Annotated in this window: 21 protein-coding genes; 10 read left to right on the forward strand and 11 right to left on the reverse strand. The window is 64.6% G+C overall.

The annotated features are described in order from the left end of the window. Window positions 1-44: 44 nt before the first annotated feature. The 3 genes from GGI48_RS17230 to GGI48_RS17240 all read right to left on the reverse strand — a co-directional run bounded on the left by GGI48_RS17230 (window position 45) and on the right by GGI48_RS17240 (window position 3,818). Window positions 45-1,640, reverse strand: coding sequence for a GMC family oxidoreductase (locus GGI48_RS17230; RefSeq protein ID WP_016963553.1), 1,596 nt, complete (start codon window positions 1,638-1,640; stop codon window positions 45-47). Between the two features lie 174 nt (window positions 1,641-1,814). Further along, on the reverse strand, window positions 1,815-2,360 hold the full coding sequence (locus GGI48_RS17235; protein ID WP_179599323.1) for a twin-arginine translocation pathway signal protein: 546 nt from the start codon (window positions 2,358-2,360) through the stop codon (window positions 1,815-1,817). Between the two features lie 27 nt (window positions 2,361-2,387). Continuing rightward, window positions 2,388-3,818 (reverse strand): coniferyl aldehyde dehydrogenase, encoded by a 1,431-nt coding sequence (locus tag GGI48_RS17240; RefSeq protein WP_179599325.1) that lies wholly within the window; start codon window positions 3,816-3,818, stop codon window positions 2,388-2,390. A gap of 144 nt (window positions 3,819-3,962) precedes the next feature. On the opposite strand from GGI48_RS17240, the gene GGI48_RS17245 reads away from it, so the two are divergent. Further along, window positions 3,963-4,634, forward strand: a complete 672-nt coding sequence (locus GGI48_RS17245) for a TetR/AcrR family transcriptional regulator (protein ID WP_103741294.1) — start codon at window positions 3,963-3,965, stop codon at window positions 4,632-4,634. Window positions 4,635-4,667: 33 nt separating this feature from the next. Next, the gene (locus GGI48_RS17250; RefSeq protein ID WP_179599327.1) at window positions 4,668-5,522 is read left to right on the forward strand and encodes a sulfurtransferase; all 855 of its coding nucleotides are present in this window, start codon (window positions 4,668-4,670) and stop codon (window positions 5,520-5,522) included. Between the two features lie 151 nt (window positions 5,523-5,673). Here the strand turns inward: GGI48_RS17250 and GGI48_RS17255 are convergent, their stop codons facing one another. The 5 genes from GGI48_RS17255 to GGI48_RS17275 form a co-directional block, all read right to left on the reverse strand. Further along, complete coding sequence (locus tag GGI48_RS17255) at window positions 5,674-6,504, reverse strand: AraC family transcriptional regulator (protein WP_016963558.1); 831 nt, start codon at window positions 6,502-6,504, stop codon at window positions 5,674-5,676. Next, window positions 6,497-7,498 carry a hydrolase gene (locus tag GGI48_RS17260; RefSeq protein ID WP_179599329.1) on the reverse strand — a complete coding sequence of 334 codons (1,002 nt, stop codon included), beginning with the start codon at window positions 7,496-7,498 and terminating at the stop codon, window positions 6,497-6,499. Before GGI48_RS17260 ends, GGI48_RS17255 begins: the two co-directional genes overlap by 8 nt. 74 nt (window positions 7,499-7,572) lie before the next feature. Then, complete coding sequence (gene rsmD, locus GGI48_RS17265) at window positions 7,573-8,193, reverse strand: 16S rRNA (guanine(966)-N(2))-methyltransferase RsmD (protein ID WP_060841554.1); 621 nt, start codon at window positions 8,191-8,193, stop codon at window positions 7,573-7,575. Then, window positions 8,193-9,683, reverse strand: a complete 1,491-nt coding sequence (locus tag GGI48_RS17270; protein WP_179599331.1) for a M16 family metallopeptidase — start codon at window positions 9,681-9,683, stop codon at window positions 8,193-8,195. Before GGI48_RS17270 ends, rsmD begins: the two co-directional genes overlap by 1 nt. Then, window positions 9,676-11,031 carry a M16 family metallopeptidase gene (locus tag GGI48_RS17275; protein ID WP_103741292.1) on the reverse strand — a complete coding sequence of 452 codons (1,356 nt, stop codon included), beginning with the start codon at window positions 11,029-11,031 and terminating at the stop codon, window positions 9,676-9,678. Before GGI48_RS17275 ends, GGI48_RS17270 begins: the two co-directional genes overlap by 8 nt. 355 nt (window positions 11,032-11,386) lie before the next feature. Here GGI48_RS17275 and ftsY point away from each other — a divergent pair, with 355 nt between their 5' ends. The 4 genes from ftsY (at window position 11,387) to rpoH (ending at window position 15,589) form a co-directional block, all read left to right on the forward strand. Then, entirely contained in the window at window positions 11,387-12,934 is a 1,548-nt protein-coding gene (ftsY, locus tag GGI48_RS17280; protein ID WP_179599333.1) for a signal recognition particle-docking protein FtsY, read from the forward strand. Further along, window positions 12,931-13,602 carry a cell division ATP-binding protein FtsE gene (gene ftsE / locus GGI48_RS17285; protein WP_016967614.1) on the forward strand — a complete coding sequence of 224 codons (672 nt, stop codon included), beginning with the start codon at window positions 12,931-12,933 and terminating at the stop codon, window positions 13,600-13,602. The genes ftsY and ftsE overlap by 4 nt, the downstream gene beginning before the upstream one ends. After that, on the forward strand, window positions 13,599-14,621 hold the full coding sequence (ftsX, locus tag GGI48_RS17290; protein ID WP_016967615.1) for a permease-like cell division protein FtsX: 1,023 nt from the start codon (window positions 13,599-13,601) through the stop codon (window positions 14,619-14,621). Before ftsE ends, ftsX begins: the two co-directional genes overlap by 4 nt. A gap of 113 nt (window positions 14,622-14,734) precedes the next feature. Further along, window positions 14,735-15,589, forward strand: coding sequence for an RNA polymerase sigma factor RpoH (rpoH, locus tag GGI48_RS17295; protein WP_016967616.1), 855 nt, complete (start codon window positions 14,735-14,737; stop codon window positions 15,587-15,589). Window positions 15,590-15,735: 146 nt separating this feature from the next. Here rpoH and mtgA read toward each other — a convergent pair whose 3' ends face one another. Beyond that, a complete protein-coding gene (gene mtgA, locus GGI48_RS17300; RefSeq protein WP_179599335.1) occupies window positions 15,736-16,458 on the reverse strand; it encodes a monofunctional biosynthetic peptidoglycan transglycosylase in 723 nt (240 codons plus the stop codon). A gap of 74 nt (window positions 16,459-16,532) precedes the next feature. On the opposite strand from mtgA, the gene GGI48_RS17305 reads away from it, so the two are divergent. The 4 genes from GGI48_RS17305 (at window position 16,533) to trmB (ending at window position 18,878) form a co-directional block, all read left to right on the forward strand. Beyond that, the gene (locus GGI48_RS17305) at window positions 16,533-16,913 is read left to right on the forward strand and encodes a DUF423 domain-containing protein (RefSeq protein ID WP_179599337.1); all 381 of its coding nucleotides are present in this window, start codon (window positions 16,533-16,535) and stop codon (window positions 16,911-16,913) included. Window positions 16,914-16,984: 71 nt separating this feature from the next. After that, the gene (thiS, locus tag GGI48_RS17310; RefSeq protein ID WP_179602040.1) at window positions 16,985-17,185 is read left to right on the forward strand and encodes a sulfur carrier protein ThiS; all 201 of its coding nucleotides are present in this window, start codon (window positions 16,985-16,987) and stop codon (window positions 17,183-17,185) included. Window positions 17,186-17,348: 163 nt separating this feature from the next. Further along, on the forward strand, window positions 17,349-18,143 hold the full coding sequence (locus GGI48_RS17315; protein ID WP_011064024.1) for a thiazole synthase: 795 nt from the start codon (window positions 17,349-17,351) through the stop codon (window positions 18,141-18,143). A 9-nt stretch (window positions 18,144-18,152) separates the two neighbouring features. Continuing rightward, window positions 18,153-18,878 (forward strand): tRNA (guanosine(46)-N7)-methyltransferase TrmB, encoded by a 726-nt coding sequence (trmB, locus tag GGI48_RS17320; RefSeq protein WP_016967620.1) that lies wholly within the window; start codon window positions 18,153-18,155, stop codon window positions 18,876-18,878. 79 nt (window positions 18,879-18,957) lie between these two features. Here the strand turns inward: trmB and GGI48_RS17325 are convergent, their stop codons facing one another. Both GGI48_RS17325 and GGI48_RS17330 read right to left on the reverse strand, forming a co-directional pair. Further along, complete coding sequence (locus tag GGI48_RS17325; protein WP_016967621.1) at window positions 18,958-19,506, reverse strand: RNA 2'-phosphotransferase; 549 nt, start codon at window positions 19,504-19,506, stop codon at window positions 18,958-18,960. 87 nt (window positions 19,507-19,593) lie between these two features. Beyond that, window positions 19,594-19,917: a DUF3392 domain-containing protein gene (locus tag GGI48_RS17330; RefSeq protein WP_016967622.1), complete on the reverse strand. Its 324-nt coding sequence runs from the start codon at window positions 19,915-19,917 to the stop codon at window positions 19,594-19,596. Window positions 19,918-19,919: the final 2 nt, after the last annotated feature.

A 19,919-nucleotide genomic window follows, 5' to 3' on the forward strand; every position in this document is an offset into this window, starting at 1 on the left:
TTTAGAGAAGAAAGTCCTATGGACGCCGAAATTTCCCGGCTGTTTCACGCCGTTTTCAAACGCTCCGCCAGGGCCGTGGCCAGTTGCGCCGTCAGGCCGTACACCGACAGCTGCGGGTTGGCGCCGATGCTGGTGGGGAACAGCGAGCCATCATGGATCGACAGGTTGTGCAGTTGATGGTGGCGTCCGAGGCTGTCGGTCACGGCGATTTTCGGGTCTTCGCCCATGGCGCAGCCGCCCATCACGTGGGCGCTGCCCAGGCGGGTGCGGTACAGGGCCAGGTCCAGGCCGTCGATTTGCGCCCGCACTTCGTTGAGGGTCTTGGCGAAGCGCGCATCGCTGTGCAGCGGCTTGACCGCCTTGGCGCCACCGGCGAACTGGATCTCCGCCATGCTGTGGAAGGCCCGGCGCAGGCCGTCCCAGGCGTAGGGCGAGACTTGATAGTCGAGCACCGGGGTGCCATCGCCGCGCAGCTCGACGTTGCCGCCGGTGCTGTCGGGGTGGAAGCCGTCCCGCAGCAGGGCCAGCATCGCGTGGGTATGTGGCAGTTGCTCCATGGACAGCCCGCTCTCGGGGCCGAAACCGCCCAGCAGGGTGCTGGCCAGCGCCGGTTGCAGGGGCGGCACTTCGAGCTTGTAGGACATCTTGCCGGTGGTGCCGTCCTGCCACTGGAAGTGGTCGGAGTAAATCGATTGCGGCGCGCCGTAGAACGGGTTGATCACCTCGTCGAACTGCCCGGCGGAGAAGTTCACCAGGTGCAGGAAGGTGCGCTTGCCCAGCCGCGAATGCGGGTCCGGGGCATCGGAACGCAGCAGCAGGGCCGGGCTGTTGATGCCGCCGCCGGCCAGCACGTAATGCCGGGCCTTGACCGTGATGGTGCGCCCGGTGGGCGTTACGCAGCGGGCGTCCATGGCCTGGCATTGCAAGCCGGTGACCTTGTCATCCTTGATCTGCAGGCGCTCGGCCCGGGCCAGGTACAGCAGCTCGCCGCCTTTTTCCAGGGTTGCCGGAATGGTGGTCACCAGCATCGACTGCTTGGCGTTGGTCGGGCAGCCCAGGCCGCAATAGCCCAGGTTCCAGCAGCCGCGCACGTTGCGCGGAATCACATGCCAGCTGTAGCCCAGGGCTTCGCAGCCCTTGCGGATCACGTCGTTGTTGGCGTTGGGCGGCATGGCCCAGGGCGCCACGCCCAGGCGCTGTTCCATCTTTTCGAACCAGGGCGCCATCTCGGCCGAGCTGTGGCCCACCACCCCGTGTTCCCGGGCCCAGTGCTCCAGGGTCGGGTCGGGGGTGCGAAAGCTCGAGGTCCAGTTGATCAGGGTGGTGCCGCCCACGGCGCGACCCTGGAGGATGGTGATGGCGCCGTCCTTGCTCATGCGCCCGATGCCTTCCTGATAGAGGCTGGTATAGGCCTGGTCCTCAAGCATCTTGAAGTCGTCGCTGGTCTTGAGCGGGCCTTCCTCGATCAACAGCACCTTGTAGCCGGCGGCGCTGAGGATTTCGGCGGTGGTGCCGCCACCGGCGCCGCTACCGATGATGGCGACATCGGCTTCCAGGGTCAGGTCCTGCTCCAGTTGCGAGCCGTTGTAGGTTTTCCAGCCACGGTTCAGGCCTTCGCGGAACAGATCAGGTACGGGCATATCGGGTGCTCTCTTATTATTGAAGGCTCGGCGCGGATCCACTGTAGCCGCTGCTGAGCCTGCGAAGCTGCGAAAAGGCCCGCAGGGCCTTGCTTGACGATCTCCAGCCGAACCCCCAGTGTCCCGCGAGCGTCCCGCCCGTTCAGAGCCTGTGGCAGCGGCTACACAGCTCGATCAGACCTTCGGTGGCCCGGGATAACCGCAATGGCCCCAAGACTCAGGCCGGGTGTACCAGGCCATCATCACCAGTTGCAGCAACGAGGCATGACCCATGCGCAGCAGGGCCAGGAAGCTGTTTTCCCAACGGCTGAGAAAGTTGCGGATGTCTTCCGTGCTGGCGTTTTCCCAACTGCCCCAGATCCCCGTCAGCGGGCCGCGGGTCACCGCCATGCCCAGCACATCGAACAACTGCTGGGTGAGCTTGAACATCTCGGTCGACAGGTGATTGAGGGCGTTGTCCAGGCTGGCCAGGGTGCCCTCGACGGCGGCGGGCATCTTGTCCGCCGCCACCGCGCCTTCGAGCATCACCGGAATCAGCGCCCGCAAAAACGGCAGGTCATTGCTGCGCAGCATGCTGAAGCCACTGGCAGGGGTACTGGCGGAGCAACCGCTGAGGCTGGCGCCGAGCCCGGCGGTGGCCAGGAAGGCGCTGGCGCAGAGGCCGATTTTCAGCAGGCCGCGCCGTGACAGCGCGGGTGTTTCATACAGGCTAGGGGTCATTATTGTTATTACCCGGCGTTGTACTGGTTAACGAATGAACAGCTTCTGGATGAGTTTCTGGATCGATTTGCCATACGGCGGGTAGATCAGGCGCGCGGCATTGAAGCGCTGCTTGATGAACACGCCCTTGGCCTTGCTGAAGGTCAGGAAGCCTTCATGCCCGTGGTAGTGGCCCATGCCGGACGGGCCGATGCCGCCAAACGGCAGGTCGTCCTGGGCCACATGCAGCAGGGTGTCGTTCAGGCACACGCCGCCGGAGTGGGTTTCGTTGAGCACCCGCTGTTGTTCGGCCTTGTCGTAGCCGAAGTAGTACAGCGCCAGCGGGCGCGGGCGCTGGGTGATGTAGGCCAAGGCCTGGTCCAGGGTCTTGTAGGGCACGATTGGCAGGATCGGGCCGAAGATCTCGTCCTGCATCACGCTCATGTCGTCCGTGACGTTGAGCAGCAGGCTGTGGCCCAGGCGGCGTTCCTGGCTCTGCTCGAACAGCGGCACCAGCAGCGCGCCCTTGCTGGTGGCATCGCTCAGGTAGCCGTTGAGCCGGTTCAACTGGCGCTGGTTGATGATCGCGGTGTAGTCGGGGTTGTCCGCCAGGGTCGGGAAGAAGCCGCGGACCACCTGGCGATAGGCTTCGACAAAGGCGCCGACCCGTTCTTCCGGCACCAGCACGTAGTCCGGGGCGACGCAGGTCTGCCCGGCGTTCAGGGTCTTGCCGAAGGCGATGCGTTCGGCGGCGTCCTTGAGCGGCACGCTGTGGGACACGATGGCCGGGGACTTGCCGCCCAGTTCAAGCGTCACCGGAGTCAGGTTTTCCGCGGCGGCGCGCATCACGTGCTTGCCGATGCTGGTGGCGCCGGTGAACAGCAGGTGATCGAAACGCAGCTTGGAAAACGCCATGCCCACTTCGGCTTCGCCCAGCACTACGCACACCAGGTCCTCGGGGAACACCCGCGCCAGCAGTTGCTTGAGCAGCTGGCCGGTGGCCGGGGTGGATTCGCTGAGCTTGAGCATCACCCGGTTGCCGGCGGCCAGGGCCCCGACCAGCGGGCCCATGCACAGGTACAGCGGGTAGTTCCACGGCACGATCACCCCGACCACCCCCAGGGGCTGGTAGACCACCTTGGCCGAGGCCGGCTGGAAGGCCAGGCCCACGGCGCGGCGGGACGGCTTCATCCATTTGCTCAGGTGTTTGCGGGCGTAGTGGATGCCGTGCAGGCTGGGCATCAGCTCGGCCAGCAGGGTTTCATCGGCGCTGCGGTTGCTGAAGTCCTGGCTGATGGCGTCGATCAGCGCCTGGCGCTCGCTGTTGAGCAGATCGTGCAGCGACTTGAGCCATTGCTGGCGCTGCGCGGCGGGCGGCATGGGGTTGGCGGCAAAGGCCCGGCGCTGGGCTTCGAACAGTGTTTGCAGCGCGTCCTGTTGCTGAAGGGAATCCTGCAGGTAGGCGATTTCGGCAGACATGGACGGGCTCCGGTTTCTGGGGGTGGCTAGTTTTTTAGAGCTTATGCTCTAAATTGTCAAATACCATCCGGTGCCGGTCGCGATTTATCCCCAGGGGGATAGAACGTAAGATGCACCCCAGCCTTCTGATTAAAGCCCACACCCATGGCCCCACGCATAAAAACCCGCGAACGCATCGTCCAGTTCAGTCTCGAACTCTTCAACCAGCAAGGCGAACGCAACGTCAGCACCAACCACATTGCGGCGCACATGGAGATTTCCCCGGGCAACCTGTACTACCACTTCCCCAACAAGCAGGCGATCATCGCCGTGCTGTTTGCCGAGTACGAAAGCCTGGTGGACAGCTTCCTGCGCCCGCCGCCCGGACGCGCGGTCACCGTGCAAGACAAGCGCTATTACCTGCAGGCGCTGCTGGCGGCCATGTGGCGCTACCGTTTTCTGCACCGCGACCTGGAGCACCTGCTGGACAGCGACCCCGAACTGGCCGCGCGCTACCGGCGTTTCTCCCAGCGCTGCCTGATCCAGGGCATGGCCATCTATGGGCGTTTCGTCGAGGCCGGGATCGTCGCCATGGACAAGGTGCAGATCGAATCCCTGACCCTCAATGCCTGGATCATCCTCACCTCCTGGGTGCGTTTTTTGTGCACCACCCGGGAAAACTCCACCCACCTGAGCGAAGAAGCCATCAAGCGCGGGGTGTATCAGGTGCTGGTACTGGAAGCCGGCTTTGTCACCGAGCAGGCCCGGGAAGCGGTCAACGACCTGTTCGAAGAGTTTTACGTGCCCCTGGCCCAAGCCCTGGAAGAAGTGCAGTAGGATCAACCTCCGACTTATTCACAGGAGCCCGCCATGCCCCTCGCGCAGTTGATCAGCCCGCTTGCCCTGGACCAGAAGAAACAGCAGCCCGGCCTGGTGATTCTGGATTGTCGCTTTGCCCTGGAAGACCCGGATTACGGCCAGCGCAGCTACGCCGACGGGCATATCGCCGGGGCGCATTTCGCCGACCTGAACCGCGATCTGAGCGGGCCGGTGATCAAGGGCGTGACCGGCCGGCATCCGTTGCCGGACCCGGCGCAACTGCTGGCGCGCCTGCAGGCCTGGGGCATCGATAACGACAGCGAAATCGTGCTCTATGACGATGGTCCCGGTGCCTTTGCCGCTCGCGCCTGGTGGTTGCTGGCCTGGCTGGGCAAGCGTGATGGCGTGTTCATGCTCGACGGTGGCCTGAAAGCCTGGCACGCCGCCGGCCTGCCCCTGAGCCTGGATGCGCCGGAGGCCGTGGCCGGACAGTTCACGGGCCAACCCGACCACAGCCTGCTGCTGGATGCCGAACACCTGCGCCAGCGCCTGGGCCAGGCAGACCTGACCCTGCTGGATGCCCGTGGCCTGCCGCGCTTTCGTGGCGAGGTGGAACCCATCGATCCGGTGGCCGGGCATATTCCCGGGGCACAATGCGCGGCGTTCACCGACAACCTGGACAGCGACGGACGCTTTTTGCCGGCGCAGCAGCTCAAGCAGCGTTTTGCCGAAAAACTCGCCGGACGCTCCCCGGAGCACTTGGTGGCTTACTGCGGCTCTGGCGTCACCGCCTGCCACAACCTGTTCGCCCTGTGCCTGGCTGGCTATCCCCTGGCGCGGCTGTATGCCGGGTCGTGGAGCGAATGGATCACCGATGCCCAGCGACCTGTCGCCACCGGCGATTGACGAGTTGCCCCAGTCGGCCTCTTCGCTGGCAAGCCAGCTCCCACGACCCGCAAGCCCCGCGAACCTGTAGGAGCGAGCTTGCTCGCGAAAGCGTCGACAGGGACGCGTTGGCCGCAGCAGGCGCGAGCTTGCTCGCGAAACCCGCACCGCCCTACTGCAGAACGGCACTGCGATAAGCCGCCGGCGCCACCCCATACACCTGCTTGAACTGCCGACTGAGGTGACTCTGGTCGGCAAATCCCAATTGCGTGGCCACTTCCAGCGGCAGGCAGCCATCGCGCAACAGGGCCCGGGCCTTGGCGATGCGCTGCTGCATCAGCCAGGTGTGGGGCGGAATCCCGGTGGCCCGGCGAAACACCCGGGCGAAATGGAACGGCGACAGGTTCACCGCCGCCGCCAACTCCTCCAGTGACGGCGGCGCGGCCAACTGCGAGCGCAGCAGTTCCTTGGCCTGGACAATCGCCCGGTGCTCCTGCCCAGGTTCGCCCGGCGCCCGGACTCCGGCGTGTCGCTGCAACAGCAACAGCAGCATTTCCCGCCATTGGGTCTGTTGTTGCAGGGCCGTGGCCGGGCTTTCCAGCAGGTGGTGCAGGCGGGCAAAACCCTGCACCAGGTCCGGGTCGCGGTACAGGGTGGCGCCGAAGGCCGGCAGGCTGCCGCTGGGCAGCTCCAGTTCATCCAGCAGGCCGAGAATCTGCCGGTTGTCCGGGTAGAAGGCCCGGTACAGCCAGCCGTCCTCGACGCCCTTGGCGCCGGTGTGCAGCTCATCCGGGTTGATCAGCACCAGGGTGCCGCTGCCCGCCAGGTGCTCGGCGCCGCGATAGCGGTAGCGCTGGGCCCCGGCCATGATCATGCCGATCACATAACCCTCGTGCACATGAGGCACGAAGCGCTGCTCGATATAGCGCGCCGCCAGCAGCTCGACCCCGGCCAGGGGTTCGGTCTGCCAGAAGCGGATCGACTCCCGGGTGGACTTAGCCATGGCGGCCCAGGTCCATCAGCCATTGCGGAATGCGCTGTTCCAGGTAGTAGCGCGGATGTTTCAGGCTGCCGCCGACAAAGCCCACGTGACCGCCCTTGGCCTGCAGTTCGAACTGGGTGCTGGCGGACAACTCGCTGGCCTCGGGCAGGCTGTGGGGGAACACGAAGGGATCGTCCGCGGCCTGGATGATCAGGGTCGGGGTACGGATTTCGCCGAGGAAATAGCGGCTGGAGGCGCGGCGGTAATAGTCGTGAGCGTCGGCAAAGCCATGCAGCGGGGCGGTGACCCGGCCGTCGAAGTCCCAGAAGGTGCGCATCTTGGTCAGCGGGCCCAGTTGCGCCAGGGTGGCCAGGCCTTCATGGCGGCCGTCGTGCTGGAACTGGCGCTGCTTGTCCTTGATGTAGGCCAGCATCTCGCGCATGAAGTGCGCCTGGTAGACCTTGGAAAAGCCCCGGCCGATGCGGTCGGCGCACTGGTCCAGGCGAAACGGCACCGACACCGCCGTGGCGCCCTGCAACGGGCTGGCGCTGCCGCTTTCCCCCAGGTACTTGAGCAGCACATTGCCCCCCAGCGAATAGCCCACCGCATACAGCGGCGCCAGCGGACGCTTGGCCCGCAGGTGGGCGATGGCGGCGGCCAGGTCTTCGCTGGCGCCGGAGTGGTAGCTGCGGGGCAGCAGGTTGGGTTCGCCGGAGCAGCCGCGCCAGTTCAGCGCCGCGCTGGCCCAGCCCCGAGCGGCGAGGGCCTGCTGCAGGCCGGCCACGTAGGGAGAGTTGGAGGAACCGGTCAGGCCGTGCAGCACCAGCACCAGAGGGGCTTCGGCGCTATGCGGGCCGTGCCAGTCCAGATCGAGAAAGTCGCCGTCGTCCAGCCACAAGCGCTCGCGCTGGCGCTCCAGGTGAGTGGTCGGGCGCCACAGCGGGCCCCACAGGGTCTGCAGGTGCGGGTTGCCAAGGCCGAAGGCGGGGATGAAACGATCAGGCGAGTCGGGCACGGGGAGGATCTCGATGCAGCGGCGCGCAGCCCGGGCGGGGTGCGCGCCTTGTTCCGGCCAAACGTAGGCAGGGGCTACGCGGCGTTGTCTGCCATACGTTGCCACAGCGAGTAGTAGACCTGCCCGGATTTTTGTTCACGGTGCAGGCGCCAGCGCCCGGGCAGGCCCAGGGTCGATGGCGCGGTTTCGCTTTCGGTGTAGATCCAGGCGTCGTCCGCCAGCCAGCCGCGCTCTTCCAGCAGGGCGCAGGCGGCGGGCAGCAGGTTCTGGTTGAACGGCGGGTCGAGGAAGGCCAGGTCGAACGGCGTCGCCGGCTGGGTTTCCAGGTAGCGCAGGGCATCGGCGGTCTGCGCCTGGCCCACGGTGCAGCGCAGGGTGCCCAGGTGCTCGCGCAGGCTGGAAATGGCCACGCTGCTGCTGTCCAGGGCCAGGCCCGTGGCGGCGCCACGGGACAGGGCTTCGAGGAACACCGCGCCGCTGCCGGCGAACAGGTCGATGACCTTGGCCCCGGCGACATAGGGAGCGAGCCAGTTGAACAGGGTTTCGCGCACCCGGTCCGGGGTCGGGCGCAGCCCCGGCAGGTCGGGGAAGCTCAGCTTACGGCTGCGCCATTCGCCGCCGATGATGCGCAACTGGCCCACGCCATTGTGCTGGTTATGGACGGGTTTCTTGCTGGGACGGGCTGGACGGGCCATCAGTGCTCCGGAACCCCGAGCGGCTGCTCGGCGGGTTTGTCAGTGGGGGGCGGCAACGGCTTTTGCGCGACGGTGGGGCCGGCGCTGACGATGACCATCTTGTCGATGCTCAGGCGCTTGTTCATGGCGGCCTTGACCTGTTCCACCGTCAGTGCCTGGGATTGACGCATGAAATCTTCCAGGTAGCTCAACGGCAGGTTGTAGAAGCCCATGGCGCCCAGCTGGCCGACGATATCGGCGTTGCTGGCGGTGGACAGCGGGAAGCTGCCGGCCAGTTCACGCTTGGCGTCGTCCAGTTCCTTCTGGGTCGGGCCGTTCTTCAGGTAGTCGGCGAACACGTCCTGCACCAGTTTCAGGGTGCCTTCGCTCATTTCCGCGCGGGTCTGCAGGTTGATCATGAACGGGCCGCGGGCCTGCATCGGGGTGAAGCCTGAGTAGACGCCGTAGGTCAGGCCGCGTTTCTCGCGCACTTCGCTCATCAGCCGGGTGCCGAAACCGCCACCGCCGAGGATCTGGTTGCCCAGGGATACGGCGGCGTAGTCCGGATCGTCACGGTCGATGCCCAGTTGCGCCAGCATCAGGCTGGTCTGGCTCGACGGGAATTCGATATGGCCGATGCTGGCCTTGGGTTCGCTGGGTTGCTCGACCTTGGCCAGGGCCGGGCCTTTGGGCAGGGCGGCGGAAACCTGCGCGGCAATCGCTTCGGCGTCGCTGCGCGAGAGGTCGCCGACCAGGGCGATCACCACGTTGCCGGCGGTATAGGCCTTGGCGTGGAAGGCCTGCAGTTGCGCCTGGGTGATAGTTGGAACGCTCTTGGCGTTGCCTTCGCTGGCATGCGCATAGGGATGGCTGCCGTACAGGCGCTGCATCAGTTCCAGGCTGGCCAGCTTGCCGGGGTTCTGCTTCTGGTACTCGAAGCCGGCGAGCAGCTGGTTCTTGATCCGCGCCAGGGAGTCGGCCGGGAAGGTCGGCTTGCCCACCACTTCGGCGAACAGCTTCAGCGCCGGCTGGCGTTTATCCACCGCGCTGAGGCTGCGCAGCGAAACCACGGCCATGTCCTTGTAGGCGCCGTTGCCGATATCCGCACCCAGGCTCTCGAAGCCCCGGGCGATGGCGCCCACATCCTTGCCGGGTACGCCTTCGTTGAGCATGGCATTGGTCAGCAGGGCCAGGCCGGAGGTGTTGCCGTCCTGGCTGCTGCCGGCGGCGAAGATCAGGCGCATGTCGAACATCGGCAGCTCGCGGGCTTCGACGAACAGCACCTTGGCGCCTTCGGCGGTGTTCCAGGTCTGCACATTGAGGTTGCGATGGCTGGGGGCCTTGCCATCCAGCTCGGCCAGGGACTGCAGCTTCTGGCTGCTCTTGGCGTTGTCCAGGGCCTGGCTGGCATTAGTCTCGCCGGAGCGCGACAGGTACAGGCCACCGGCGGTGAGCAGGGCGACCAGGGCCAGGCCCAGCAGGACCGGTGAAGCATTCTTGCGCTTACTCATGAGCGGACTCCTCAGGCAGTACGTGGGCCACGCTCATACGCTCCCGGGTGAAATAGGTGCGGGCGGCCTTCTGGATGTCTTCCGGGGTCACGCTTTGCAGTTCCGCCAGCTCGGTGTCCATCAGCTTCCACGACAGGCCGACGGTTTCCAGCTGGCCGATGGCGCTGGCCTGGCTGGTGATGGAGTCACGCTCGTAGACCAGCCCGGCGATCACCTGGGCCCGCACCCGCTCCAGTTCCTCGGCGGACGGCGGGGTGGTCTTCAGTTGCTCCAGCAGGCGCCACAGCCCGGCCTCGGCCTGGGCGATGGTTTTCTTCTTCTGGCTGTTGGGGGTGGCCGAGAGCATGAACAGGCTGTCGCCCCGGGTGTAGGCGTCGTAGCTGGTGGAACCGTTGGACAGCAGTTCTTCGCCACGCTCCAGCAGGGTCGGGATGCGCGCGCTGTAGCCGCCGTCCAGCAGGGCCGCGGCCAGGCGCAGGGCGTGCACCGAGCGCTGGTCCTCGGCGGTGGCGATGCTCGGCACGTTGAAGGCCAGCATCAGGCTCGGCAGTTGGGTCTTCACGTGCAGGGTGATCAGGCGCTCGCCGGGCTCGGCCAGTTCCATGGGGATCTTCGCCGGTGGCACGTCACGCTTGGGAATGGCGCCGAAGTAACGCTGGGCCAGGGTTTTCACTTCGTCCGGAGTGACGTCGCCGACCACCACCAGGGTGGCGTTGTTCGGCACGTACCAGGCCTGGTACCAGTGGCGCAGTTCCTCGACCTTCATCCGGTTCAGGTCGGCCATCCAGCCGATGGTCGGCGTGTGGTAGCCGCTGGCCGGGTAGGCCATGGCCTTGAAGCGCTCGTAGGCCTTGGACAGCGGCTTGTCGTCGGTGCGCAGGCGGCGTTCTTCCTTGATCACTTCGATCTCGCGGGCGAACTCGTCGGCCGGCAGGCGCAGGCTGGCCATGCGGTCGGCTTCCAGTTCCAGGGCCACGCCCAGGCGGTCGCGGGCCAGGACCTGGTAATAAGCGGTGAAGTCGTCGCTGGTGAAGGCGTTCTCTTCGGCGCCCAGGTCGCGCAGGATCAACGAGGCTTCGCCGGGGCCGACCTTCTCGCTGCCCTTGAACATCATGTGTTCCAGGGCGTGGGACAAACCGGTCTGGCCCGGGGTTTCGTAGCTGGAGCCGACCTTGTACCAGACCTGGGACACCACCACCGGCGCGCGATGATCTTCGCGGACCACGACCTTGAGGCCGTTGTCGAGGGTGAATTCGTGGGTGGGTTGCGGGTCGGCAGCCAGGGCTGCAAGGGGCAGACAAACTGTGCTGAGCAGCAGGCCTGCGGCGCGGCGGGCTAGAGCATTCATTCGTTTTTAAACCTGTTGGGCTGCCCGTGTGTTCTTAGCGTCAGCGGGCGAGGAGGTGCTAGGATACTGATCCGTTTTACTGGCGGCCACGCCTATCAGGTCTTCGCGGATCAGCAGGTACTTGAGCAGGTTGTATGAGTTACCGGCAATAAGCCTTGATTTGTCAGCTAAACTGCGACTTTTCGCCGATTTTGCCGTTCCAGTCCTTTAGTAAAATCGCTCCTTGAAGTGCTTTTGGGCATTTCGACAACATGTTGCGCGTGAACAAGCTGGAATAAACACAGTCTGTTCTGCATCGAATATTTATTTACCGAGGCGCCCAGTGGCGCATCGCTACCTTGAGATAGCCGTCTCCATGTTTGGTTCCAACGACGACAAAAAGACCCCAGCCGCGGCTGGCGAGAAGAAAGGCCTGTTCGGATGGCTGCGCAAAAAGCCGCAGGAACCCGTCGTCGAACAGCCGCAAGTGCCTGTCGAGCCCGTACCGGCTCCGGTCATTGAAACCGCACCCAGCGTCGCCCCGAGCGAGCCGGTGGTGCTGTCGACCGGCGAGCCGGTGCTGCAACCCCGGGTCGAGGCCGAGCCGGTCGCGGCCGCCGCGCCCGAGCTGCCCCTGACTCCGAGCCCGGAGCACAAGCCCTGGCTGACGCTGCCGGTTGCGGAAGAGCCGGTGGCGCTGGTGGAGGACACCCAGGCGGAGCATGTCGCGCCGCCGATTCCGGCCCTGGCCGCTGCGCCTGAACCGGTGGTCGAAGCCCCGGTTGTCGCTCCGGCGCCAGTGCTCGAAGTGCACACTCCGGTAGCGCCGGTCTTCGTCGCCCCCGAGCCTGCTGCTCCTGCTCCTGCTCCTGCTCCTGCTCCTGCTCCTGCTCCTGCTCCTGCTCCTGCTCCTGCTCCTGTTGCCGAGCCGGTTGCCCAAGCGGCGGAGCCCGAGCCTGTGGTCGAGCCAGTCCGTCCTGCTGAAGAGAACAAGGTCGGTTTCTTCGCCCGTTTGAAGCAGGGCCTGTCCAAGACCAGCGCCAGTATCGGCGAAGGCATGGCCAGCCTGTTCCTGGGCAAGAAGGCCATCGATGACGACTTGCTGGAAGATCTGGAAACCCGCCTGCTGACCGCCGACGTCGGGGTCGAGGCGACTTCGGTGATCATCCAGAACCTGACCCAGAAGGTGGCGCGCAAGCAGCTCACCGATTCCGACGCGCTGTATGCCTCGTTGCAGGCCGAACTCACCAGCATGCTCAAGCCGGTGGAGCAGCCGCTGAAAATCGTCGCCCAGAACAAGCCTTTCGTGATCCTGGTGGTGGGCGTCAACGGCGCCGGCAAGACCACCACCATCGGCAAGCTGGCGAAGAAGCTGCAGCTGGAAGGCAAGAAAGTCATGCTGGCCGCTGGCGACACCTTCCGCGCCGCGGCGGTGGAGCAACTGCAAGTCTGGGGCGAACGCAACAAGATCCCGGTGATCGCCCAGCACACCGGCGCCGATTCCGCCTCGGTGATCTTCGATGCGGTGCAGGCGGCGAAGGCCCGCGGTATCGATGTGCTGATCGCCGACACGGCGGGGCGCCTGCACACCAAAGACAATCTGATGGAAGAGCTGAAGAAAGTCCGTCGGGTGATCGGCAAGCTCGACGCCGATGCGCCCCACGAAGTGCTGCTGGTGCTGGACGCCGGTACTGGCCAGAACGCCATCAACCAGGCCAAGCAATTCAACCAGACCGTGGAACTGACCGGCCTGGCCCTGACCAAGCTCGATGGCACGGCCAAGGGCGGGGTGATCTTCGCCCTGGCCAAGCAGTTCGGCCTGCCGATTCGCTATATCGGGGTCGGTGAAGGCATCGACGACTTGCGTACCTTTGAAGCCGAACCCTTTGTCCAGGCACTGTTTGCCGAGCGGGAGCGTTCATGATTCGTTTCGAACAGGTCGGTAAGCGCTATCCCAATGGCCACGTTGGCCTGCATGAGCTGAGCTTTCGCGTCCGTCGCGGCGAATTCCTGTTTGTCACCGGCCACTCCGGCGCCGGCAAGAGCACCTTGCTGCGCCTGCTGCTGGCCATGGAGCGCCCGACCTCGGGCAAGCTGCTGCTGGCCGGCCAGGACCTGGGGCAGATCAGCAACGCGCAGATCCCGTTCCTGCGGCGGCAGATCGGCGTGGTGTTCCAGAACCACCAATTGCTGTTCGATCGCACCGTGTTCAACAACGTGGCGCTGCCGTTGCAGATCCTCGGTCTGTCCAAGGCGGAAATCGCCAAGCGGGTGGATTCGGCCCTGGAGCGCGTGGCCCTGTCGGACAAGACCGATCTGTACCCCGGCGACCTGTCCACAGGCCAGCAACAGCGCGTGGGCATTGCCCGGGCCATCGTCCACCGTCCGGCCCTGCTGCTGGCGGACGAGCCCACCGGTAACCTCGACCCGCGTCTTGCGGCGGAAATCATGGGCGTGTTCGAAGATATCAACCGCCTGGGCACCAGCGTGCTGATCGCCAGTCACGACCTGGCGCTGATCGCGCGCATGCGTCACCGCATGCTGACCCTGCAGCGCGGCCGACTGATCGGTGACGGGGAGGCCGGCGTATGAGTGCAACACGTACCCCTAAAGTGGCGGAGCGCGTAGCGCCCAAGGCTTCCGAAGCGCCGCCACCAAAGAAAAAACGCGACGAAGACGACGGCCCGGATTTCGCCACGCTATTGCACGCCTGGATCGAAAGCCATCGTGCCAGCCTGCTGGACAGCCTGCGGCGCCTGGGCAAGCAGCCCATCGGCAGCTTCTTTACCTGCCTGGTGATGGCCGTGGCCCTGAGCCTGCCCATGGGGCTGTCGCTGCTGCTCAACAACGTCGAACGCCTGGGCGGTTCCTGGCAGCGGGCGGCGCAGATTTCGCTGTACCTGGAGCTGGGTGCCTCGGCGGCCGAGGGCGAGAAACTCAGTACAGAGATCAAGGGCCTGCCCGGGGTGGCGGATGCCGAGTTCATCAGCAAGGAAAAGGCCCTGGAAGAGTTCCAGCAGCAGTCCGGGCTGGGCGAGGCCTTGCGCGAGTTGCCGCACAACCCGTTGCCGGGTGTGGTGCTGGTGACGCCGAACGAGGTGGACAAGGCTACGCTTGAGGCCTTGCGCCAGCGTCTGGCGGACATGCCCAAGGTGCAATTGGCGCAGCTGGACCTGGTCTGGGTCGAGCGACTGGCGGCGATCCTCAAGCTGGGGGACCGTTTTGTCTTCGGTCTGACGGTGCTGTTGGTTTCTGCATTACTTTTGGTGATAGGCAATACCATTCGTCTTCATATTGAAAACCGCCGCACCGAGATAGAAGTGATTAAACTCGTCGGCGGCACGGACAGCTATGTGCGACGTCCCTTCCTTTATATGGGCGCGCTGTATGGCTTCGGTGCGGGGATTCTGTCCTGGGGCGTACTGGCGTTCGGCCTGGATTGGCTGAACGACGCGGTGGTCGGTCTGGCTGGCCTGTATGGCAGTGATTTTGCCCTTGCGGGAGTGCCGGTCGCCGATGGTCTGTCGCTCTTGCTTGGGGCGGTGCTGTTGGGTTATATCGGTGCGTGGATTGCGGTGGCCCGCCACCTGAGGGAGCTGGCACCGAAGTAATGTCTTTTTGCTTGTATTGACCTTTCAGAATATTTGGGAACTTGTTTCGCGGTTCCCGGTCAATTTTCGCAGTGCTGAACTGCACGAGTTATGTGAGTCGGAGGTTTTTTCGTATGACCACTTCTTTGCAACCTGCTTACGCATTGGTTCCAGGCGCCAACCTGGAGGCCTATGTGCACACGGTGAACAGCATTCCATTGCTGACGCCCGAGCAGGAGCGTGAACTGGCCGAGAGTCTCTACTATGAGCAGGATCTTGAGGCGGCTCGGCAGATGGTGCTCGCCCACCTGCGTTTTGTCGTACATATCGCCCGCAGCTATTCCGGCTACGGGCTGGCCCAGGCCGACCTGATCCAGGAAGGCAACGTTGGCCTGATGAAAGCCGTGAAGCGCTTCAACCCGGAAATGGGCGTGCGCCTGGTGTCCTTTGCCGTGCACTGGATCAAGGCAGAGATTCACGAGTTCATCCTGCGTAACTGGCGGATTGTCAAAGTCGCGACCACCAAGGCCCAGCGCAAGCTGTTCTTTAACCTGCGCAGCCAGAAGAAGCGTCTGGCCTGGCTGAACAATGAAGAAGTGCATCGCGTGGCGGAAAGCCTGGGCGTCGAGCCCCGTGAAGTGCGCGAGATGGAAAGCCGTCTGACCGGCCAGGACATGGCCTTCGATCCGGCCGCTGAAGCGGACGACGACAGCGCCTTCCAATCGCCGGCCAACTACCTGGAAGACCATCGTTACGACCCGGCGCTGCAACTGGAAGATGCCGATTGGAGCGACAACTCCACCCACAACCTGCACGAAGCGCTGGAAGTGCTGGACGAGCGTAGCCGCGACATTCTCTACCAGCGCTGGTTGGCCGAAGAGAAAGCCACGCTGCACGACCTGGCGCAGAAGTACAACGTTTCCGCCGAGCGTATTCGCCAGCTGGAAAAAAGCGCGATGAACAAACTGAAACTGTCCATCGCCGCCTAAGCCTGAAGCGTCATGCAAAACGCCCCGAGATGATCGGGGCGTTTTTGTTTGTGCGGTTGTCGCAGGAGCCGGCTTGCCGGCGAATCCCCAGCCCGGCGCCCCTTTCGAACCTGCTCAAGAAGAGCAGGTGTAAAACCAGTCTCGGGTTACTCCGCCCAAGGCGCCTTGCGCGACTCGTTCAATCGATTCAGATAATCGGTGCCGCCCAACAGGCTCATCTGTCGCCGAACCCAGCCGGCCCGCTGCAGCACATAGGTGCTGGGCCGCGCTGCGCTCCACACCCGTGGATTGGGCAGCACCGCCGCCAGCAGACTGACCTGCTGGCGCGACAGGCTGGCCGCGCTGACGCCGAAATGATGGCGCGCAGCCGCCTCGGCGCCGAATACCCCTTCATCCCACTCGGCGCTGTTGAGGTAGACCTCGAGAATCCGCTGCTTGGGCCAGAACACCTCGATCAGGGCGGTAAACCAGGCTTCCAGGCCCTTGCGCAGGTAGCTGCGGCCGGACCACAGGAACAGGTTCTTCGACACTTGCTGACTCAGGGTGCTGGCGCCGCGGATCGAGCCGCCGCGTTCGTTGTGGGCCAGGGCCGCCTGGATCGCATCGATGTCGAAGCCCCAGTGGTCGGGGAATTTCTGATCCTCGCTGGCGATGACCGCCAGCTTGAGGTTGTCGGAGATTTCGTCCCAGGGTGTCCAGGTGCGCTGCAGGTCGATGGGATCGTCGTCGATCCAGGATTCGATCTTGCGCTCCACCATCAGGGCGGTGCCCGGTGGCGGCACGAAACGAAATAGCAGCACCAGCAGCACGCTACCGACCACGAACCACATCAAGGCTTTTACAAGGCGACGAAACAGATAACGCAGCATAGAGATGGCTTGGCCGAACCCGTTGAGCGCGCCATTATACAGACCCTTTGCGCTGAATCTGACTGGAGTTCCTCATGCTGCGTGGCTTCCTGATGCTGGCCGCCTTCTTCGGTTTCACCGGGGTTGCCCTCGGCGCCTTCGCCGCCCACGGCCTGAAAAACCGCCTGAGCACGGAATACCTGGCTATTTTTCATACCGGCGTGACCTACCAGTTGGTGCACACCCTGGCCCTGTTCGGCGTCGCCTTGCTGGCGGCGCATGTTCCCGGGCGGCTGGTGACCTGGGCTGGCGCAGCCTTCACCCTGGGCATCCTGCTGTTCTCCGGCAGCCTGTACCTGCTGACCCTGAGCGGCATCGGCAAGCTGGGCATCATCACCCCGTTCGGCGGTCTGGCCTTCCTCGTTGGCTGGTTCCTGCTGGGGCTCGCCGCCTGGCGCCTGCAAGGGGCCGCCTGACGCTTATAGCTGACCTTTAGGTCACGATCGGGCTAGAATGCTGGCCCCTAAAAATGATGGCGGCCTTGAGCATGCGCATTCAGTTGAACGGTGAATCCTTTGAACTGCCCGACGGCTCGACCGTTGCGGCGCTGCTGAGCCAGCTGCAACTGAGCGGACGGCGGATCGCGGTGGAGCTCAACCTGGATATCGTTCCGCGCAGCCAGCACGCCGAAACCGCCCTTAACGAGGGCGACCAGGTGGAAGTGGTCCACGCCATCGGCGGCGGCTAGTCACTGGCCTCAGCAGCGCTGGCGCTGATCTGCGCAGCGCCCTGGCCCGACTCCGGGCCCTCTCATGGACGACATGCTTTCACCGGCCCGGGATCGTGGGTCACCAGCGCCCCGGGCCTGATAAAGAATTCTGCAAGAACCTCACCCCAACAGAGGATTTCCGATGAGCAACGTTCGTAGTGACAAGCCTTTCGTCCTGGCCGGTCGGACGTACCAGTCGCGTTTGCTGGTAGGCACCGGCAAGTACCGCGACATGGAAGAAACCCGCCTGGCCATCGAGGCCTCGGGTGCCGAGATCGTCACCGTCGCCGTGCGCCGGACCAATATCGGCCAGAACCCGGGCGAACCGAACCTGCTGGATATCCTGCCGCCGGATCGCTACACCATCCTGCCCAACACCGCCGGCTGCTATGACGCGGTCGAAGCCGTGCGCACCTGCCGCCTGGCCCGTGAGCTGCTCGATGGTCACAACCTGGTAAAGCTGGAAGTGCTGGCCGACCAGAAGACCCTGTTCCCCAACGTGCTGGAAACCCTCAAGGCCGCCGAAGTGCTGGTCAAGGAAGGGTTCGACGTGATGGTCTACACCAGCGACGACCCGATCATCGCCCGCCAGCTGGCGGAAATGGGCTGCATCGCGGTCATGCCGCTGGCCGGCCTGATCGGCACCGGGCTGGGGATCTGCAACCCGTACAACCTGCAGATCATCCTCGAAGAAGCCAAGGTCCCGGTGCTGGTGGATGCCGGTGTCGGCACCGCTTCCGACGCCACCATCGCCATGGAGCTGGGCTGTGAAGCGGTGCTGATGAACTCGGCCATCGCCCACGCGCAGCAACCGGTAATGATGGCCGAAGCCATGAAACACGCGATTGTCGCGGGCCGCCTGGCGTACCTCGCCGGTCGCATGCCGAAGAAACTCTATGCCAGCGCCTCCTCGCCGCTGGATGGTCTGATCAAGTAAGAGCCATTGATGACTGAATCAAACGACACGCCAATCCAGCCGGAAGCCGGCGACGAGCGCCAACACCGCCGCATCAAGAGTTTCGTGATGCGCGCCGGGCGCATGACCGAAGGCCAGCAGCGCGGCCTGGATCAGGGCGCGCCGCTGTACGTGCTGCCCCTGGCCGACGCCCCGGTGGACTACGACCAGGTGTTCGGCCGTTCGGCGCCGCGCTCGTTGGAAATCGGCTTCGGCATGGGCCACTCGCTGCTGGAAATGGCCGCGGCGGCCCCGGAGCAGGACTTCATCGGCGTGGAAGTTCACCGTCCGGGTGTCGGCGCGCTGCTCAACGGCGTGCTGACCCAGGGCCTGACCAACCTGCGGGTCTACGATTGCGACGCGATTGAAGTGCTCAACCGCTGCATCGCCGACAACAGCCTGGATCGCCTGATGCTGTTTTTCCCCGATCCGTGGCACAAGAGCCGGCACCACAAGCGCCGCATCGTCCAGGCCTCCTTCGCCGAGCTGGTGCGCAGCAAGCTCAAGGTGGGCGGCATTCTGCACATGGCCACCGACTGGGAGCCCTATGCCGAATACATGCTGGAAGTGATGAACGTTGCCCCGGGTTATCGCAACCTGGCCGAAGACGGCAAGTGCGTGCCGCGCCCGGCCGAGCGCCCGATCACCAAGTTCGAGCGTCGTGGCGAGCGTCTGGGTCACGGCGTGTGGGACCTGAAGTTCGAAAAAATCGACTGAGCCCCGCGCAGCCGCTGTTGTAGGCGCTGGTTTGCTAGCGAAGGAGCCTATAAGGGCGCCTTCGCCAGCCAGCTGGCTCCTACAGGGCTTGGATGAAATCGACCGGCACCTGGTCGGTCAGCCACACCCCATTCTCCGCCTGATAGAACCTGAAGCCCTGGGCCTGCATGGCCTGGGCGTCGATCTGCAGGATCACCACCTGGCCGTAACGCTGGCCCACGGCCCGGGCGGTGTCGATCTCCTGGGACAGGTGCACGTGGTGCCGTGAACCCGGGATCAGCCCCTTCTCATTGATCGACTCCATGAAGCGCGTTGCGGTGCCGTGGTAGAGCACGGCGGGCGGTTGCTTTGCCTCAAGCTGCAATTGCACGGTCTTGTTGGAGTGCCCCTGAACGGCGCGGATACGCTGGCCGTCAGCGGAGAGGGCGAAGCGCTTCTTGTCGTTGCCTTCGACCACCCGCTCGATCAGTTCCCGGCTCAGTTGTCGGCCGCCCTTGGCGGCGCCGCTGATCAGCGCGTCGATGTCGCCCCAGCCTTGGCTGTCCAGTTCCAGGCCGATGGCCTGGGGCTCGTGGCGCAGCACGTAGCTGAGGAACTTGCTGATGTCCTCGATGACTTTCTTGCTCATGTTCTTCCTTGATAGCGGGAGCGGCCGTTGGATTGCGTTCGCCGGCTTGGTGTAGGAGCCGGCTTGCCGGCGAAGGGGCCTTGCGAATCAGCGACGATCAGCGATCACGCCGATCAGCACCAGCACCACCAGCAGCACCGGCGCCAGGCTGTAGTTGTTGAACTGGCTCAGGCCGCGGACGATCCACGGCGTGGCGTAGATCAGCGCCAGGCCGCTGCCGACCATGCACAGCAGGGCCATCAGCGGCACGCGCAGGGCGCCGGCGATGCCACCCAGGCGTTGCTCGACCCAGCCCTTGATGTCCGCGCCGAACAGCACCAGCAGGCAGCCCACCAGTGCCAGGGCGATTTCCGAGAGGTTGCTGCGACTCCAGCGGGACACGGTGGCAAGCAGGTCGAGTACCAGATCCATGT

It is taken from the genome of Pseudomonas protegens (assembly GCF_013407925.2).
In the GTDB taxonomy this organism is placed as follows: Bacteria; Pseudomonadota; Gammaproteobacteria; order Pseudomonadales; family Pseudomonadaceae; genus Aquipseudomonas; species Aquipseudomonas fluorescens_AP.

Bases quoted from the DNA above. Each gene is read 5' to 3' on its own strand.
- GGI48_RS17230 (WP_016963553.1), bottom strand. From the start codon at position 1,640: ATGCCCGTACCTGATCTGTTCCGCGAAGGCCTGAACCGTGGCTGGAAA.
- GGI48_RS17235 (WP_179599323.1), bottom strand. From the start codon at position 2,360: ATGACCCCTAGCCTGTATGAAACACCCGCGCTGTCACGGCGCGGCCTG.
- GGI48_RS17240 (WP_179599325.1), bottom strand. From the start codon at position 3,818: ATGTCTGCCGAAATCGCCTACCTGCAGGATTCCCTTCAGCAACAGGAC.
- GGI48_RS17245 (WP_103741294.1), top strand. From the start codon at position 3,963: ATGGCCCCACGCATAAAAACCCGCGAACGCATCGTCCAGTTCAGTCTC.
- GGI48_RS17250 (WP_179599327.1), top strand. From the start codon at position 4,668: ATGCCCCTCGCGCAGTTGATCAGCCCGCTTGCCCTGGACCAGAAGAAA.
- GGI48_RS17255 (WP_016963558.1), bottom strand. From the start codon at position 6,504: ATGGCTAAGTCCACCCGGGAGTCGATCCGCTTCTGGCAGACCGAACCC.
- rsmD (WP_060841554.1), bottom strand. From the start codon at position 8,193: ATGGCCCGTCCAGCCCGTCCCAGCAAGAAACCCGTCCATAACCAGCAC.
- GGI48_RS17270 (WP_179599331.1), bottom strand. From the start codon at position 9,683: ATGAGTAAGCGCAAGAATGCTTCACCGGTCCTGCTGGGCCTGGCCCTG.
- GGI48_RS17275 (WP_103741292.1), bottom strand. From the start codon at position 11,031: ATGAATGCTCTAGCCCGCCGCGCCGCAGGCCTGCTGCTCAGCACAGTT.
- ftsY (WP_179599333.1), top strand. From the start codon at position 11,387: ATGTTTGGTTCCAACGACGACAAAAAGACCCCAGCCGCGGCTGGCGAG.
- ftsE (WP_016967614.1), top strand. From the start codon at position 12,931: ATGATTCGTTTCGAACAGGTCGGTAAGCGCTATCCCAATGGCCACGTT.
- ftsX (WP_016967615.1), top strand. From the start codon at position 13,599: ATGAGTGCAACACGTACCCCTAAAGTGGCGGAGCGCGTAGCGCCCAAG.
- rpoH (WP_016967616.1), top strand. From the start codon at position 14,735: ATGACCACTTCTTTGCAACCTGCTTACGCATTGGTTCCAGGCGCCAAC.
- mtgA (WP_179599335.1), bottom strand. From the start codon at position 16,458: ATGCTGCGTTATCTGTTTCGTCGCCTTGTAAAAGCCTTGATGTGGTTC.
- GGI48_RS17305 (WP_179599337.1), top strand. From the start codon at position 16,533: ATGCTGCGTGGCTTCCTGATGCTGGCCGCCTTCTTCGGTTTCACCGGG.
- thiS (WP_179602040.1), top strand. From the start codon at position 16,985: ATGCGCATTCAGTTGAACGGTGAATCCTTTGAACTGCCCGACGGCTCG.
- GGI48_RS17315 (WP_011064024.1), top strand. From the start codon at position 17,349: ATGAGCAACGTTCGTAGTGACAAGCCTTTCGTCCTGGCCGGTCGGACG.
- trmB (WP_016967620.1), top strand. From the start codon at position 18,153: ATGACTGAATCAAACGACACGCCAATCCAGCCGGAAGCCGGCGACGAG.
- GGI48_RS17325 (WP_016967621.1), bottom strand. From the start codon at position 19,506: ATGAGCAAGAAAGTCATCGAGGACATCAGCAAGTTCCTCAGCTACGTG.
- GGI48_RS17330 (WP_016967622.1), bottom strand. From the start codon at position 19,917: ATGGATCTGGTACTCGACCTGCTTGCCACCGTGTCCCGCTGGAGTCGC.